At 64.9% G+C, this 17101-nt stretch carries 13 protein-coding genes; all 13 read left to right on the forward strand.

The genetic code is table 11. The annotated features are described in order from the left end of the window. Nucleotides 1-145 precede the first annotated feature (145 nt). A complete protein-coding gene (locus CTP10_RS06625; RefSeq protein WP_116320993.1) occupies nucleotides 146-1396 on the forward strand; it encodes a branched-chain amino acid ABC transporter substrate-binding protein in 1251 nt (416 codons plus the stop codon). Nucleotides 1397-1626: 230 nt separating this feature from the next. Further along, nucleotides 1627-2574, forward strand: coding sequence for a branched-chain amino acid ABC transporter permease (locus tag CTP10_RS06630; RefSeq protein WP_116320992.1), 948 nt, complete (start codon nucleotides 1627-1629; stop codon nucleotides 2572-2574). A 4-nt stretch (nucleotides 2575-2578) separates the two neighbouring features. Beyond that, a complete protein-coding gene (locus CTP10_RS06635) occupies nucleotides 2579-3892 on the forward strand; it encodes an ABC transporter permease subunit (RefSeq protein ID WP_116320991.1) in 1314 nt (437 codons plus the stop codon). Further along, a complete protein-coding gene (locus CTP10_RS06640) occupies nucleotides 3889-4662 on the forward strand; it encodes an ABC transporter ATP-binding protein (RefSeq protein WP_116320990.1) in 774 nt (257 codons plus the stop codon). Before CTP10_RS06635 ends, CTP10_RS06640 begins: the two co-directional genes overlap by 4 nt. Beyond that, entirely contained in the window at nucleotides 4662-5375 is a 714-nt protein-coding gene (locus tag CTP10_RS06645) for an ABC transporter ATP-binding protein (protein ID WP_116320989.1), read from the forward strand. The genes CTP10_RS06640 and CTP10_RS06645 overlap by 1 nt, the downstream gene beginning before the upstream one ends. A gap of 356 nt (nucleotides 5376-5731) precedes the next feature. Continuing rightward, nucleotides 5732-8026 carry a TonB-dependent receptor gene (locus CTP10_RS06650; RefSeq protein ID WP_442875113.1) on the forward strand — a complete coding sequence of 765 codons (2295 nt, stop codon included), beginning with the start codon at nucleotides 5732-5734 and terminating at the stop codon, nucleotides 8024-8026. 483 nt (nucleotides 8027-8509) lie between these two features. Then, entirely contained in the window at nucleotides 8510-10591 is a 2082-nt protein-coding gene (locus CTP10_RS06655; protein WP_116320988.1) for a 3-hydroxyacyl-CoA dehydrogenase NAD-binding domain-containing protein, read from the forward strand. Between the two features lie 30 nt (nucleotides 10592-10621). Beyond that, the gene (gene pncA / locus CTP10_RS06660; RefSeq protein WP_116320987.1) at nucleotides 10622-11263 is read left to right on the forward strand and encodes a bifunctional nicotinamidase/pyrazinamidase; all 642 of its coding nucleotides are present in this window, start codon (nucleotides 10622-10624) and stop codon (nucleotides 11261-11263) included. 60 nt (nucleotides 11264-11323) lie between these two features. Next, nucleotides 11324-12502 (forward strand): acetyl-CoA C-acyltransferase, encoded by a 1179-nt coding sequence (locus CTP10_RS06665; protein ID WP_116320986.1) that lies wholly within the window; start codon nucleotides 11324-11326, stop codon nucleotides 12500-12502. Between the two features lie 236 nt (nucleotides 12503-12738). Further along, the gene (locus CTP10_RS06670; RefSeq protein WP_116320985.1) at nucleotides 12739-14601 is read left to right on the forward strand and encodes an acyl-CoA dehydrogenase; all 1863 of its coding nucleotides are present in this window, start codon (nucleotides 12739-12741) and stop codon (nucleotides 14599-14601) included. A gap of 53 nt (nucleotides 14602-14654) precedes the next feature. Further along, nucleotides 14655-15437: an SDR family oxidoreductase gene (locus CTP10_RS06675; RefSeq protein WP_116320984.1), complete on the forward strand. Its 783-nt coding sequence runs from the start codon at nucleotides 14655-14657 to the stop codon at nucleotides 15435-15437. Between the two features lie 95 nt (nucleotides 15438-15532). Continuing rightward, on the forward strand, nucleotides 15533-15970 hold the full coding sequence (locus CTP10_RS06680; protein ID WP_116320983.1) for a PaaI family thioesterase: 438 nt from the start codon (nucleotides 15533-15535) through the stop codon (nucleotides 15968-15970). Nucleotides 15971-16058: 88 nt separating this feature from the next. After that, nucleotides 16059-17069: an NADP-dependent oxidoreductase gene (locus CTP10_RS06685; protein ID WP_116320982.1), complete on the forward strand. Its 1011-nt coding sequence runs from the start codon at nucleotides 16059-16061 to the stop codon at nucleotides 17067-17069. The last annotated feature ends 32 nt before the right edge of the window (nucleotides 17070-17101 follow it).

The following is a 17101-nucleotide window of genomic DNA, read 5'->3' on the forward strand; positions in this document are numbered from 1 at the left end:
GGCAGGGCAGCATCCGGTACGCCATGCCTGCTTGCGGCACGGCGTTGCCGGGGCCGTCGCGCGGCGCACAGGGGGGCGCCACGCGGCCGGCCGCAATCCACGACAAGCCATCGACAAGCCAACGACAAGAGTGAAGGAGACAGGTATGACCAAGATGCGTCCGCTGGTGGCCAGCGTGGCCGTGTTCGCCGCAATGGGTTCTGCGCTGGTTTCGGGGTCGGCACTCGCGGATACGGTGAAGATTGCCTTCATCGATCCGCTTTCGGGGCTGATGGCCCCCGTTGGACAGAACCAGCTCAAGAGCTGGCAGTACGTGGCCGACGTCGCCAACCAGAAGGGCTGGGCCGGTGCGCACAAGTTCGAGGTGGTGGGCTTCGACAACAAGCTCTCGCCGCAGGAAAGCCTGACCATCCTGAAGCAGGCGATCGACCAGAACATCCGCTATATCGTGCAGGGCAACGGCTCGTCTGTGGGGCTGGCGCTGCAGGACGCGGTGGCCAAGCACAACGAGCGCAATCCCGGCAAGGAAATCGTCTACCTGAACTATGCCGCGGTGGATCCGGACATGACCAATGCCAAGTGCAACTACTGGCATTTCCGGCTCGATGCCAACTCGGACATGAAGATGGAGGCGCTGACCACCTTCCTGGCTAAGGATCCCAACGTCAAGAAGGTCTACCTGATCAACCAGAACTACTCGTTCGGGCACCAGGTGGCCAAGGCCGCCAAGGATTACCTGAAGCGCAAGCGCCCGGATATCCAGATCGTGGGTGAAGACCTGCACCCGCTGGCCCAAGTGAAGGACTTTGCGCCGTATGCGGCCAAGATCAAGGCGTCGGGCGCCGATACCGTGATCACCGGCAACTGGGGCAGCGACCTGGCGCTGCTGATCAAGGCGGGCAAGGACGCCGGCCTGACCACCAACTACTACACCTACTACGCCGGCACCACCGGCGTGCCGACCGCCATGGGCGCGGCCGGTGCCGAGCACGTCAAGTACGTGGGCTACTACAACCCCAACAACAAGGGGTTCAAGGGGGCAGATGTCATCGAAGGCTTCAAGAAGAAGTACAACGATGACTTCTACGTGATGGCGTCCTATACCGGCATCGCCATGCTGTCCAAGGCGTTCAAGGAAGCCAATTCGACCGACCCGGTCAAGGTGGCCAAGGCGCTCGAAGGCATCAGGGTCGAAAGCATGAACGGCACGGTCGAGATGCGCAACACCGACCACCAGGCCCAGCAGCCGCTGGTGGTGGCCACCTGGACCAAGATCGACGGCAAGGACATCAAGTACGACCAGGAGAACACCGGGTACGGCTGGAAGACCAATGCGCAGATGGACCAGTACGTGTCCGCGCAGCCGACGTCCTGCCAGATGAAGCGGCCGGGCTGATCCTGTCAGTTCTCGGGCCGGCCACGATGACGCGCCGCGCGAAACAGCGTGACAAGCGTGATAAAGCGTGACAGCGTGGCCGCCCGATCCTGCATACTTTCGGTCTTTCTGGATCGATAGCGGTAGCGTCCGGGGCGCCATGCGCCCTACGGAGGGGGACGCTCACCCCAATCCAACCGGACGGATGCCAACGCACCCCACTGCGGCGGCACCAGCTTGAAGGACACGCTGTGGAATTCTTCGTTATCTCTCTGCTCAACGGCATCAGCTACGGGCTGCTGCTGTTCATGCTGTCGTCAGGCCTGACCCTGATCTTCAGCATGATGGGCGTGCTCAATTTCGCGCACGCCAGTTTCTACATGCTGGGCGGGTACTTTGCCTACACCATCGCCAGCAAGGTCGGCTTCTGGCCGGCGCTAATCTTCGCGCCGCTGCTGGTAGCCGGGGCGGGCGCGCTGGTGGAGCGCTTCGGCCTGCGCACGGTGCACAAGTATGGCCACGTGGCCGAACTGCTGTTCACCTTCGGCCTGGCCTACCTGATCGAAGAGGGCGTCAAGCTGGTGTGGGGGCTGGCCGCAGTGCCGTACCGCATCCCCGCCGAGCTGGACGGGCCGCTGTTCCAGGTGTTCACCTCCTCCTTCCCCAAGTACCGCGCCTTCATGATGCTGGTGTCGCTGGGCATGCTGGTGGCGATCTACCTGGTGCTGACGCGCACGCGCATCGGCCTGGTGATCCAGGCCGCGCTCACCCATCCGGAGATGGTCGAGGCGCTGGGCCACAACGTGCCGCGCGTCTTCATGATGGTGTTCGGCGGCGGCGCCGCGCTGGCGGGGCTGGCCGGGGTGATCGGCGGCAATGCCTTCGTCACCGAGCCGTCGATGGCGGCGGCGGTGGGATCGATCGTGTTCGTGGTGGCGGTGGTGGGCGGCATGGGGTCGTTGGTAGGGGCCTTCATCGCCTCGATCCTGATCGGCGTGCTGCAGACTTTCGCGGTCACGATCGATGCCTCGCTCGCGGGGCTGCTGCGCAGCCTTGGCATGGCAGTCAGCGAAGCCACGCCGTTCTATGCCTTGTGGAAGCTCACGGTGGCCCAGGTGGCGCCGGTGCTGCCGTACCTGCTGCTGGTGGTGATGCTGATCTTCCGCCCGCGTGGACTGATGGGAACCCGGGAGAGCTGACACCATGGAGCAAGCGATGCAACAACGCCGCGAGCCGGTAGTCACCGGCCGCACCCTGCGCTACCGCCCGGTGAACCTGGCGCGGTGGCTGATCTGGAGCCTGACCATCCTCATCATGCTGGTGCTGCCGCTGGTGTTTACCGGGGGCTTCGCCATCACGCTGATGTCGCAGATGGGCATCATGGTCATCTTCGCGCTGTCGTACAACATGCTGCTCGGGCAGACCGGCATGCTGTCGTTCGGCCATGCGGTGTATTCCGGGCTGGGCGCCTTTATTGCCGTGCATGTGCTGAACATGGTTGGCGCCGGCAAGGTATGGCTGCCGGTGTCGATGCTGCCGCTGGTGGGCGGGCTGGCCGGCGCGTTCTTCGGCGTGATCTTCGGCTATGTCACCACCAAGAAGGCCGGCACCACCTTTGCCATGATCACCATGGGCATTGGCGAGATGGTGTTCGCCAGCTCGCTGATGTTCCCCGAGTTCTTCGGCGGCGAGGGCGGCATCTCCACCAACCGCGTGGTCGGGGACCCGTTCCTGGGCCTCACCTTCGGGCCCGGGCGCCAGGTCTACTACCTGATCGCGGTGTGGTGCCTGGTGTCGATGGTGGCCATGTACGCATGGACGCAGACGCCGCTGGGCCGCATTGCCAACGCGGTGCGCGACAACCCCGAGCGGGTCGAGTTCATCGGCTACAACACCCAGCGCGTGCGCTACCTGGTGCTGATCCTGTCGGCGTTCTTCGCCGGGATCTCGGGGGCGCTGGCGGCGATCAACTTCGAGATCGTCTCGGCCGAGAACGTCAGCGCGGTGCGCTCCGGCGGCGTGCTGCTGGCGGTGTTCATCGGCGGCGCGGGCGTGTTCTTCGGGCCAATCATCGGCGCGGTGGTGTTCATGCTGTTCGCGGTGGCGCTGTCGGACCTGACCAAGGCATGGCTGCTGTACCTGGGCCTGTTCTTCGTGCTGATGGTGATGTTCGTGCCGGGCGGCCTGGCCAGCCTGCTGCTGATGCAGCTGCCGCTGGCGGCAAAGGGCAAGCTGCGCCGGATGCTGCCGTCCTACGCCAAGGCGGGCGCGGCCGGCGTGGTGCTGCTGCTGGCGATGATCGTGACCGTCGAACTGGTCTACAAGGTGCAGGTCGACAGCGCCAATGGCACGGCCATGAAGCTGTTCGGCGTCGGCTTCGATGCCGCGACGTGGGCGCCATGGCTGGTGGCGGCGGTGATGTGGGCCGTGGGGCTGGCCGCATGGCGGCTGACGGTGCGCGCGGCGCGCGTGGAATGGGACAAGGTGCAGGCGGAAATCGCGGGAGGCACGGCATGACGGCGGCACTGGAACTGACCGAGGTACGCAAGAAGTTCGGCCAGACGGAGATCATCCGCGGCGTGAACCTGAGCATCCCGAAGGGCGAGCGCCATGCGCTGATCGGGCCCAACGGGGCGGGCAAGTCCACCACCTTCAACCTGATCTCGGGCCGCTTCGCGCCCACCAGCGGCACGGTGCGCCTGAACGGGCAGGAGATCGGCGGGCTGCAGCCGTTCGTGATCAACCGCATGGGGCTGTCGCGCAGCTTCCAGATCACCAATATCTTTCACCGGCTGTCGGTGTTCGAGAACCTGCGTTGCGCGGTGCTGTGGTCGCTCGGGTACAAGTACTCGTTCTGGCACCGCCTGACGGGTTTGCGCGATGCGCGCGAGCGGGCTGATGAGGTGCTGGAGCTGATCGGCATGCAGCACCGGCGCAATACGCAGGCGGGATTGCTGACCTACGCCGAGCAGCGCGCGCTGGAAATCGGCATCACCATCGCCGGCGGCGCCGAGGTGATCCTGCTGGACGAGCCCACCGCGGGCATGAGCCGCTCTGAGTCCGACCATGCGGTGGAACTGATCCGCAAGGTCACCGTGGGCAAGACGCTGGTGATGGTGGAGCACGACATGAGCGTGGTGTTCGGGCTGGCCGACCGGATTTCGGTGCTGGTCTATGGCGAGGTGATCGCCACCGATACGCCGCAGGCGATCCGCAACAACCGCAAGGTCAAGGAAGCCTATCTGGGAACCACGCTGGACGAAGACGCCACCGAAGGAGTGCACTGATGGGCAAGCGGATGCTGGAAGTCACGGGCCTGCATGCCTACTACGGCAAGAGCCATATCCTGCATGGCGTCGATGCGCATATCGGCGAAGGCGAGATTGTCGCGCTGCTGGGGCGCAACGGGGTGGGGCGGTCGACCATGGCCAAGGCCATCCTCGGCATGGTCAAGGCCGAGGGCTCGGTGAAGTTCCGCGGCGAGGAGATCCTGGGGCGGCGCACGTTCGAGATCGCGCACCTCGGCATCGGCTATGTGCCGGAGAACCGGGATATCTTCCCGACGCTGACGGTGCGGCAGAACCTGCTGCTGGGCGAGAAGCGCAATCCGCGGCAGCCCAAGCCGCGCTGGTCGGTGGAGGACATGTTCAATATGTTCCCCCGGCTCAGGGAGCGCGAGAACACCGCCGCGGGCGTGTTGTCCGGCGGCGAGCAGCAGATGCTGACGCTGTGCCGCACGCTGATGGGCGATCCCGACCTGGTGCTGATCGACGAGCCCACCGAAGGGCTGGCGCCGATGATCGTGACGCTGGTGGGCGACTACCTCAAGACGCTGAAGGAGCGGGGCATCTCCGTACTGCTGATCGAGCAGAAGCTGGCGATTGCGCTGGATATCTCGCAGCGGGTCTATGTCATGGGACACGGGCACATCGTGTTCGAGGGCACGCCCGGCGAGCTCAAGGCGAATTCGCAGATCCGGAAGGAGTGGCTGGAGGTTTAAGCGCTTCGGCCGGGGCCGCGCATCCTCGTGGCGTCGGCTTCACTTCATGTTTTCCCTGCAGGATGTGCCGAAAGTGGCTTGATGGTCGCCTTTCGCGGCAGCCCTCGGCGAAACAGCTGAGTGCTCCACCTCTTTTGCTGCTGACAAGCCGCTTTGTAACACTGTTGTAAATCTGTCTTAATTCTGCACTGGGAATGATTCGCATTTGTACTTCGATTCCTACATCCCTATAATCGCCCGCCGGGGATGGATGACTTGATTCACGGGCGACAGTGGTAGTGCTTCCTTGGGCTTGTCTTCATTGACCACGCTTGTTCGCGTCAAGAACTACAAGACAACACAGGGAAGGCAAGGCCGTGAAAGGAAACCAGAAGTCGTTTGAATTGACCCCGCTCGCCGCTGCGCTCGCGGGCGCCGTCGCAGCGTTTGCCATGCAGGGTGCATCGGCGCAGGAGAGCCAGCCTGTCGTCGTCGCCGCGGGCCAGGCCGCGCCGGTGACGCTGGAACGGGTTACCGTGACCAGCAAGCGCGAAGACGGCTACAAGGTGGAAGAGGCGCAGTCGCCCAAGTTCACCGCGCCGCTGCTCGACACGCCCAAGTCGGTGACCGTGGTGCCGGCCGAGGTGATCCAGCAATCGGGCTCCAACTCGCTGCAGGACGCGCTGCGTACCACGCCGGGCATCACCTTCGGCGCCGGCGAAGGCGGCAACCCGATTGGCGACCGTCCTTTCATCCGCGGTTTTGACTCGATGTCGAGCATCTATGTCGACGGCGTGCGCGATACTGCGTCGCAGACCCGCGACACCTTCAACATCGAAAGCATCGAAGTCATCAAGGGCCCCAGCTCGGCCTTCGGCGGCAAGGGCTCGGCCGGCGGCATGATCAATATCGTGTCGAAGCTGCCCCAGGCCGAGAACTTCGCGCAGGGCTCGATCGGCGTGGGCACGGACTCTTACTTCCGCGCCACGGCCGACGGCAACTACGTGATCAACGACAATACCGCCGTGCGCCTGAATGCGCTGGGGTACACCGCCAACGTGCCGGGCCGCAATGAAGTCGACCAGAATTCCTGGGGCTTCGCGCCGTCGGTGACGTTCGGCATGAAGTCCGATACGAAGGTCACGCTGTCCTACTACCACCTGCAGGGCAACGGCATGCCGGACTACAGCATTCCGTACTCGCGCCCTGCCAGCCAGTCGACCAAGGCCAATCCGTCGCAGCCGGCAAACGTCAACCGCAACAACTTCTACGGCCTGACCGACCGCGACTTCCAGAAGACGCAGAGCGATATCGCCACGGCCACCGTCCAGCATGATTTCCGCAACGGCCTGGTGTTCAGCAACACCACGCGCTGGGGCCGCGCCACCAACGACTACATCGTCACCAACCCTGACGACAGCCGCGGCAACGTGCCGCGCGGCTTTGTCTGGCGCAACACCAAGAACCGCGACTCGGCCACCGAGACGCTGACCAACCAGACCGACCTGACGGCCAAGTTCGAGACCGGCAGCCTGAAGCACAGCGTGCTGTTTGGCTTCGAGTTCAGCCGCGACGATACCAACAACACGCCATATAACGTTCTGTCGGCAAATCCTGCTTCCAATCCCACGGCCGCTGTGCCGACGGTGCCGGGCATTTGCAACGCATCGCTGGTGGCGAGCTTCGACTGCACGTCCCTGGCCAACCCGAACCCGAACGACCCGTGGCGCGGCAGCATCACCAAGATGCCGTTCACCACCAACACCACCACCAATACGCGCTCGGTCTACCTGTTCGATACGGTCGAGATCACCAAGCAGTGGATGGTCAACGGTGGCGTTCGCTACGACAGCTACGACACGCACGCCTTCACCAACGCCTACACCAACCCGAATACCGGCGCGGCAGTGGCGCAGGTGGACATTCGCAACAAGTCGAACTTCTTCAACTACCAGGCCGGCGTGGTCTACAAGCCGGTCGAGTACGGCAGCATCTACGTGTCGTACGGCACCTCGTCGACGCCGCCGGGTTCGACCAACGGTGACGGCGCCGACAACATCACGGCGGCGCAGCGCAACCTGGAGCCGGAAACCGCGCGTTCGGTGGAAATCGGCACCAAGTGGGATCTGCTGGCCAGGCGCCTGTCGCTGACTGGTGCGATCTTCCAGATCGAGAAGAACAATGCGCGCGTGGCGGTCGATGCCAACACCACGGTCAATGCGGGCAAGCAGCGCGTGAAGGGCTTCGAGCTGGGCTTTGCCGGTAACCTGACTGACAAGTGGGGTCTGTTCGGCGGCTATACGTACCTGAACAGCGAACTGATCGACAATGGCCCGCAAGCCGCCAATGCGGCCAACAACGGCAACCAGTTCCCGAATACGCCGAAGAACAGCTTCAGCCTGTGGACCACCTACCAGGTGCTGCCGGCGCTGACGGTTGGCGGTGGTGCGTACTACGTCGACAAGCTCTATGCCAATCCGGCCAACTCGCTGTACGTGCCTTCATACTGGCGCTTTGACCTGATGGCCGCGTATCGCGTCAACAAGAACCTGTCGCTGCAGCTGAATGTGCAGAACCTGTTTGACAAGACCTACTACACCAAGGCGCATAACCACTACGGTGGGCTGGGTGCGGGCCGGTTCGGGATGCTGACGGCCAACTTCAAGTTCTGACAAGGGCGCAAGTCAGCCTGAACGGCTGACGCCGCCACCCAATGAAAACCGCGTGCTCCGGCTGATGCCGGGGCCGCGGTTTTTTGCTTTCCGGCGTGACGCGCTCACTCACGGCCGCGGCCTGTGCCGGGCTCCCAAATAAAGTCGCATACTGCTTAGAGCCAGCCTTCGGTACAAAGCCGGAAGTGCATCGGGCGCCATCGAGCAGCGCGGCGCTATGGCGTTTTCGGCGTCCGGATGGCGGACGTCATGCACGCCGATAAGGGGCGCAATGCGTGCGGCTTATTCCGCATGGGAAGCCTCCAAATTGAAATTGAACGACCGTGCTATTTTGTGTATGCTTGTTTCGCCCAAGCCCCGGAGGGCTTGTGGCAAGCAGCAACCGCGGCGGGTTAACCCTGTGCCAACCGCGCCCGCACCCAGCAGCAAAACAATAATTCGAGAATTCGAATCCCGAGACAAACTTCTGTAAAAGGAACCAGCATGACAGCGCAGTATCAGGTTCAGGACGGCGTAGCCGTCATCACGCTCGACAATCCCCCTGTCAACGGCCTGGGTCACAGCACCCGTCTTGGCATCGTCGAAGGCATGACCCGTGCGCTGGACGATGCCGCCGTCAAGGCCATCGTCATCACCGGCGCCGGCAAGGCATTCTCGGGCGGCGCCGATATCCGTGAATTCAATACCCCCAAGGCCATGCAGGAGCCGACCCTGCACTCGGTGATCCGCGTGCTGGAGGCGTCGTCCAAGCCGGTTATCGCCGCCGTGCACTCGGTCGCCATGGGTGGCGGCCTGGAACTGGCGCTGGGCTGTAACTACCGCGTGGCGTCCAAGGGCGCGCAGATCGCGCTGCCGGAAGTGAAGCTGGGCCTGCTGCCCGGTGCCGGCGGCACGCAGCGCCTGCCGCGCGTGATCGGCCTGGAGGCCGCCGCCAACATGATCGTGTCGGGCACCCCGGTGCTGTCCGAGAAGTTCGCCGGCACCAAGCTGTTCGACGAGATCGTCGACGGTGACGTGCTGCCCGCAGCGGTCAAGTTCGCGCAGAACGTCGGCGCCGCCAACGGCCCGCATCCGAAGGTGCGCGACCTGAAGGTGCGCCACGAGAACCCGGAAGGCTACCTCGGCTTTGCCCGCAACACCGTGGCCGCGATGGCCAGGAACTTCCCGGCGCCGCTGAAGTGCCTGGAAGCGGTGGCCGGCTCGCTCAAGCCGTTCGAGCAAGGCCTGAAGGAAGAGCGCGAGGGCTTCCTGTTCCTGGTGACCACGCCGGAATCGCGCGCGCTGCGCCACGCCTTCTTTGGCGAGCGTGCCGCCAGCAAGATCCCCGACGTGCCCGAAGGCACCCCCGTGCGCAAGATCGAGAAGGTTGCCGTGATCGGCGCCGGCACGATGGGCGGCGGCATCAGCATGAATTTCCTGAACGCGGGCATCCCGGTCACCATCCTGGAAACCAAGCAGGAAGCGCTGGACCGCGGCGTCGGCATCATCCGCAAGAATTACGAAAACAGCGCCAGGAAGGGCAAGCTCACGCAGGAGAAGGTCGAGCAGCGCATGGGCCTGCTGAGCACCACGCTGTCCTATGACGAGATCAAGGACGCCGACATGGTCATCGAGGCCGTGTTCGAGGAAATGGGCGTCAAGGAAATCGTCTTCAAGAAGCTGGACGAAGTGATGAAGCAGGGCGCAATCCTGGCTTCGAACACCTCCACGCTGGACGTCAACAAGATCGCCTCGTTCACCAAGCGTCCGCAGGACGTGGTCGGCATGCACTTCTTCAGCCCGGCCAACGTGATGAAGTTGCTGGAAGTGGTGCGTGGCGAGAAGACCGGCAAGGACGTGCTGGCCACGGTCATGCAGATCGGCAAGAAGATCAAGAAGACCGCGGTGGTGTCGGGCGTGTGCGACGGCTTTATCGGCAACCGCATGATCGAGCAGTACAGCCGCCAGGCCGGCTACCTGCTGGATGAAGGCGCGCTGCCGGAGCAGGTGGACAAGGCCATCGAGAAGTTCGGCTTTGCCATGGGCCCGTTCCGCATGGGCGACCTGGCCGGCAACGACATCGGCTGGGCCATCCGCAAGCGCCGCGCCGTGGACAAGCCGGAGATCCAGTACTCCAAGACCGCCGACCTGCTGTGCGAGATGGGCCGTTACGGCCAGAAGACCGGCGCGGGCTGGTACGACTACAAGGCGGGCGACCGCAAGCCGTACCCGAACCAGCAGGTCAACGACATGATCGTGCAGCACTCGAAGGACCTGGGCATCACGCGCCGCAAGATCTCTGATGAAGAGATCGTCGAGCGCCTGGTGTTCGCGCTGGTCAACGAAGGCGCCAAGATCCTGGAAGAGGGCATTGCTTCCAAGGCCTCGGATATCGACATGGTGTACCTGACCGGCTACGGCTTCCCGCTGTTCCGCGGCGGCCCGATGCTGTACGCGGACCAGGTCGGCCTGTACAACGTGGCGCTGGCAATGAAGCGCTACGCCAAGGGCTACCACGGTGAAGCCTGGCAGGTCGCGCCGCTGCTGCAGAAGCTGGCGGACGAGGGCAAGGGCTTTAACGGTTAATACGCCACGAGGGTTCAGCCCGGAGCTGAGTTGAACACCACCATCGGACCTGACGATTGCCTGCTGGTGATCGACGTGCAGAACGACTTCATGCCTGGCGGCGCGCTTGCCGTGCCCAACGGCGATGAAGTGGTGCCCGTCATCAACCGGCTGGCACGCGCGTTCGGGCACGTGGTGGTGACGCAGGACTGGCATCCGGCCGCGCACGTTTCGTTCGCGGCCAACCATGCCGGCACGCAGCCGTTCCAGATGCTCGCGCTGCCGTATGGCGAGCAGGTGCTGTGGCCGGTGCACTGCGTGCAGGACACGCCCGGCGCCGCGCTGCATGCGGGCCTGCACGTGCCGCAGGCACGGCTGGTGATCCGCAAGGGCCACCACGCCGACGTGGACAGCTACTCCGCTTTCCTTGAGGCGGACCGCACCACGCGCACCGGGCTGGCCGGCTACCTGCGCGAGCATGGCGTGAAGCGCGTGTTCTGCGCCGGGCTGGCGACGGACTACTGCGTGGCATGGAGCGCGCTCGATGCGCGCGCCGCGGGCTTCGAGGCCGCGGTGATCGAGGATGCATGCCGCGCCATCGACCTGCAAGGGTCGCTGGCGCAGGCATGGCAGGACCTCGGCGCCGCCGGCGTTGCACGTGTCATGTCCGCCGATGTGCTGAATGGGGCTTGAGGGCCAGGGCTGAACCGAACCACCGAACTGAAAGACACAAGAGATTCCGAGGAGCAACACATGAACGAAGCAGTCATCGTATCCACCGCACGTACCGCGCTGGCCAAGAGCTGGAAGGGCGCCTTCAACATGACCCACGGCGCCACGCTGGGTGGTCATGCCGTCGAGCACGCCATCGCCCGCGCCAAGATCGACGCCGCCGAAGTGGAAGACGTGCTGATGGGCTGCGCCAACCCGGAAGGTGCCACCGGTGCCAATATCGCGCGCCAGATCGCACTGCGCGCCGGCTGCCCGGTCACCGTGCCCGGTGCCACCGTCAACCGCTTCTGCTCGTCGGGCCTGCAGACCATCGCCATGGCCGCGCAGCGCGTGATCGCCGATGAGGGCGACATCTTCGTCGCCGGCGGCGTGGAAAGCATCTCCTGCGTGCAGCAGGAAATGAACCGCCACATGGTCCAGGAAAGCTGGCTGGTGAAGAACAAGCCGGAAATCTACTGGAACATGCTGCAGACCGCCGAGAACGTGGCCAAGCGCTACAACATCGCGAAGGAGCGCCAGGACGAATACGGCGTGCGCAGCCAGCAACGCGCCGCCGCCGCGCAGGAAGCCGGCAAGTTCAAGGACGAGATCGTGCCGATGACGGTGCTCGCCGGCGTCGCCGACAAGTCCACCGGCCAGCTGGTGACCAGGGAAGTCACGATCTCCGCCGACGAAGGCATCCGCGCCGACACCACGCTGGAAGGCGTGGCCAAGATCCGCAGCGCGGTGCCGGGTGGCGTGATCACCGCGGGCAATGCCTCGCAGTTCTCGGATGGTGCTTCGGCGGCCGTGGTGATGAACGCGCGCGTGGCCGAGGCCAGGGGCCTGCAGCCGCTCGGCGTGTTCCGCGGCTTTGCCGTGGCCGGTTGCGAGCCGGACGAGATGGGCATCGGTCCCGTCTTCGCGGTGCCCAAGCTGCTGAAGAAGGCTGGCCTGAAGGTCGAAGACATCGGCCTGTGGGAGCTGAACGAGGCCTTCGCCGTGCAGGTGCTGTACTGCGCCGACAAGCTGGGCATCCCGATGGACCGCCTCAACGTCAACGGTGGCGCCATCGCGGTGGGCCACCCGTACGGCGTGTCGGGTGCGCGCCTGGTTGGCCATGCGCTGATCGAAGGCAAGCGCCGTGGCGTGAAGTACGTGGTGGTGACCATGTGCATCGGCGGCGGCCAGGGCGCGGCTGGGTTGTTCGAGGTCCTGTAACGGCAGACCGCTGGTTTGCTCCCCTCTCCCGCCTGCGGGAGAGGGGCCGGGGGAGAGGGCAGGCGCTGGCACACCAACGCGCTTTACTTCGTCGCCCCGCCGGCCCTCTCCCCAACCCTCTCCCGCAAGCTGGAGAGGGAGCACCCACGCGATTCGTCTTAGAGCCCCGCGGTCAGCACAAGAAGCCAACAAGAAAATCGCGGCCGCGCCACCGCAGTGCGCCGCATGGAGACACCATGTCGATGATCCTTTCCCGCCGCGACCTGAACTTCATTCTGTACGAATGGCTCAAGGTCGACGAGCTGACCCGCATCCCGCGCTATGCCGACCACTCGCGCGAGACGTTCGACGCCGCGCTGGACACTTGCGAGAAGATCGCCGCCGACCTGTTCGCGCCGCACAACAAGAAGAACGACCAGCAGGAACCCGAATTCGACGGCGACACCGTCACCATCATCCCCGAGGTCGGCACCGCGCTGAAGGCCTTCTGCGAGGCCGGCCTGATGGCCGCCGGCCAGGATTACGAGCTGGGCGGCATGCAGCTGCCGGTAGTCGTGGAAAAGGCCGGCTTCGCCTACTTCAAGGGCGCCAACGTTGGCACCAGTTCCTATCCCTTCCTGACCATCGGCAACGCCAACCTGCTGCTGACGCACGGTACGCCGATGCAGGTCGAGACCTTCGTCAAGCCGGAGATGGAAGGGCGCTTCTTCGGCACCATGTGCCTGTCGGAGCCGCAGGCCGGCTCGTCGCTGTCGGATATCACGACGCGCGCCGAGTACGAGGGCGAATCGCCGCTGGGCGCGCAATATCGCCTGCGCGGCAACAAGATGTGGATTTCCGCCGGCGAGCACGAGCTTTCGGACAACATCGTCCACCTGGTGCTGGCCAAGATCCCCGGCCCGGACGGCAAGCTGATCCCGGGCGTGAAGGGTATCTCGCTGTTTATCGTGCCCAAGTACCTGGTCAACGAGGACGGCTCTCTGGGCGAGCACAACGACGTGGTGCTGGCCGGCCTGAACCACAAGATGGGCTACCGCGGCACCACCAACTGCCTGCTGAACTTCGGCGAGGGCATGAAGTACAAGCCGGGAGGCAAGGCCGGTGCGATCGGCTACCTGGTGGGCGAGGCGCACAAGGGCCTGGCCTGCATGTTCCACATGATGAACGAGGCGCGCATCGGCGTGGGCCTGGGCGCGGTGATGCTGGGCTATACCGGCTATCTGCATGCGCTCGACTATGCGCGCAACCGTCCGCAAGGCCGCCCCGTCGGCCCCGGCGGCAAGGACGCCGCCAGCCCGCAGGTGAAGCTGGTCGAGCACGCCGATATCCGCCGCATGCTGCTGGCGCAGAAGAGCTATGTCGAGGGTGGCCTGGCGCTGAACCTGTATTGCGCGCGGCTGGTTGACGAAGAAGAAGCCGCTGCCACCGCCGGTGACCAGGAAGCGCACGCGCGCCTGGCGCTGCTGCTCGACATCCTGACCCCGATAGCCAAGAGCTGGCCGTCGCAATGGTGCCTGGAGGCCAACAACCTGGCGATCCAGGTGCATGGCGGCTACGGCTATACCCGCGAATACAACGTCGAGCAGTTCTACCGCGACAACCGCCTGAACCCCATCCACGAAGGCACGCACGGTATCCAGGGCCTGGACCTGCTGGGCCGCAAGGTGGTGATGAAGGATGGCGCCGCGTTCAAGCTGCTGGGCGAGCGCGTGCAGGCCACCATCGGCCGCGCGCTGGCCGCGGACGATGCCGAGCTGGCGGGGCAGGCGCGCGCGCTTGGCGCCGCAACGCAGCGCCTGGCCGAAGTGACCCAGACGCTGTGGAGCGCCGGCGATTCCAACGTGACGCTGGCCAACGCGTCGGTCTACCTGGAAGCCTTCGGGCATGTGGTGGTCGCGTGGATCTGGCTGGAGCAGGCACTGCTGGCGCAAGCCGCGCTGGCGCAGGCGAGCGGCAAGGAAGACCAGGACTTCTATCGCGGCAAGCTGGCCGCGGCGGCGTACTTCTTCCGCTTCGAGTTGCCCAGGGTCGGCCCTCAGTTCGACCTGCTGGCGTCGCTCGACCGCACCACGCTGGACATGCAGGACGCGTGGTTCTGACCTCTGGTTCTGACCGATTACTACTGATTCAAAGACAACCAAGGAAGAGACACATGCGCACCATCCAGCAACTGTTTGACCTGAAGGGCAAGACCGCACTGATCACCGGCGGCTCGCGCGGCCTTGGCCTGCAGATCGCCGAGGCACTGGGCGAGCAGGGCGCGCGTATCGTGCTGTCGGCGCGCAAGGCCGACGAACTGCGCGCGGCGCAGGAACACCTGAAGGGCCTGGGTATCGAGGCCGACTGGATCGCCGCCGACGGCTCGCAGGAGTCCGAGATCGCACGCCTGGCCGACGAAGCCATCGCCAGGCTTGGCCACGTCGACATCCTGGTCAACAACGCCGGCGCCACCTGGGGTGCGCCGGCGGAAGACCATCCCGTGGAGGCGTGGGACAAGGTGATGAACCTGAACATCCGCGGCCTGTTCCTGCTGAGCCAGCGCATCGGCAAGCTGTCGATGATCCCGCGCCGCTATGGCCGCATCATCAACGTGGCGTCGATCGCTGGCCTGGCCGGTAATCCGCCGGGGTCGATGGACACCATCGCCTACAACACCTCCAAGGGCGCCGTGGTCAACTTCACCCGCACGCTGGCGGGCGAGTGGGGCGAGCACAACATCACCGTCAACGCGCTGGCACCGGGCTTCTTCCCGTCCAAGATGACCAAGGGCTCGCTGGAGCGCATGGGCGTCGATGCGATGTGCGCCGGCGTGCCGCTGCACCGCCTGGGCGACGACGAAGACCTGAAGGGCGCGGCGCTGCTGTTCGCCAGCGATGCCGGCAAGCACATCACCGGGCAGATCCTGGCGGTCGACGGCGGCGTGAGCGCAGTCTGAGCGACAGCCTGCGTTTGCGGCAATAATGCGGGATCGGCGCCGGCGGGCAAGCTGCCACCGGCGCCTCTCCAACCCCCACTTCCACTCGCATTGCCATGAACCAGTACACCGGCTCCCTGAGCCATATCCCGTTCCTTGCCGACCTCGGCGTGACCTGCACTGTCGCAGAGGGCGGGCGCAGCGAGATTTCGCTGCCGGTTGAAAAGCGTCACCAGAACAGCTGGGACATGGCCCACGGCGGCGTGATCATGACGCTGCTCGACGTGGCCATGGCGGTGGCCGGCCGCAGCAGCGATGCCGATGGCCGCGGCGTGGTCACCATCGAGATGAAGAGCAGCTTCATGGCGCCGGGCCGTGGCCAACTGACCGCGCGCGGCACCACCGTGCATCGCACCACCACCATGGTGTTCTGCGAGGCCGAGATCGTCGATGCCGAGGGCAAGACCGTGGCGCGCGGCTCGGGCACGTTCAAGTACATCCGGCGCATGCCGCCGCAGCGCCCGGGCGAAACCGATACCGGCGCCGACGGCTGAGCGCCGGCGCCAGGACATGCGGGGCGGATCACGCCCCGCTTTAGCAGTTTCCATGCAGTTTCCATCTCCCATTGGAAGGAACCCGACCATGTCCAACACGTTCAAGCGCATCGTCCTGGCCTCGCGTCCCGAGGGCGCGGTGACGCCGGCCAATTTCCGGCTGGAAGAAGTGCCCGTGCCGCAGATCGCCAACGGCCAGGTGCTGGTGCGCAACCACTACCTGTCGCTCGACCCGTATATGCGCGGGCGCATGAACGACAGCAAGTCGTACGCCGCGCCGCAGCCGCTCAACGAGGTGATGATCGGCGGCACCGTTGGTGAAGTGGTGGAGAGCAAGAACAGCAAGTTCAAGCCGGGCGACAAGGTCGTCGGGATGTTCGGCTGGCAGGAAATGGGTGTCAGCGACGGCACCGGCCTGCAGCCCGTCGATACCACGCATATTCCGCTGTCGGCCTACCTGGGCTCGGTCGGCATGCCGGGCGTGACCGCATGGTATGGCCTGAACAAGATCATCCAGCCCAAGGCGGGCGGGACCATCGCGGTCAGCGCCGCGTCGGGCGCGGTCGGCAGCGTGGTTGGCCAGCTGGCCAAGCTGGCGGGCTGCCGCGCGGTTGGCTTTGCCGGCGGCAAGGACAAGTGCGACTACGTGGTCAATGAGCTGGGGTTCGACGCCTGTATCGACTACAAGGCGGCGAAGGATCCCAAGGAGCTCTACACCATGCTCAAGGAAGCCACGCCCGACGGCATCGATGGCTATTTTGAAAACGTCGGCGGCGAGATCTTCGACGCGGTGCTGTCGCGCATGAACGCCTTCGGCCGCATCGCCATGTGCGGCATGATCGCCGGCTATGACGGCCAGCCGCTGCCGCTGAAGAATCCGCAGCTGATCCTGGTCTCGCGCCTGACGATCGAGGGCTTTATCGTCTCCGAGCATATGGACGTGTGGCCGCAGGCGCTGAAGGAGCTGGGCACCGCGGTTGCGCAGGGCAAGCTGAAGTTCCGCGAGAGCATCGCCGAAGGCCTGGCCAGCGCGCCGGAAGCCTTCATGGGCCTGCTCAAGGGCAAGAACTTCGGCAAGCAGCTGGTCAGGCTGGTCTGAGCGCAGCACCGGCACCCCCGTGTCCCCACGGG

The sequence above is a fragment of the Cupriavidus sp. P-10 genome (assembly GCF_003402535.2).
In the GTDB taxonomy this organism is placed as follows: Bacteria; Pseudomonadota; Gammaproteobacteria; order Burkholderiales; family Burkholderiaceae; genus Cupriavidus.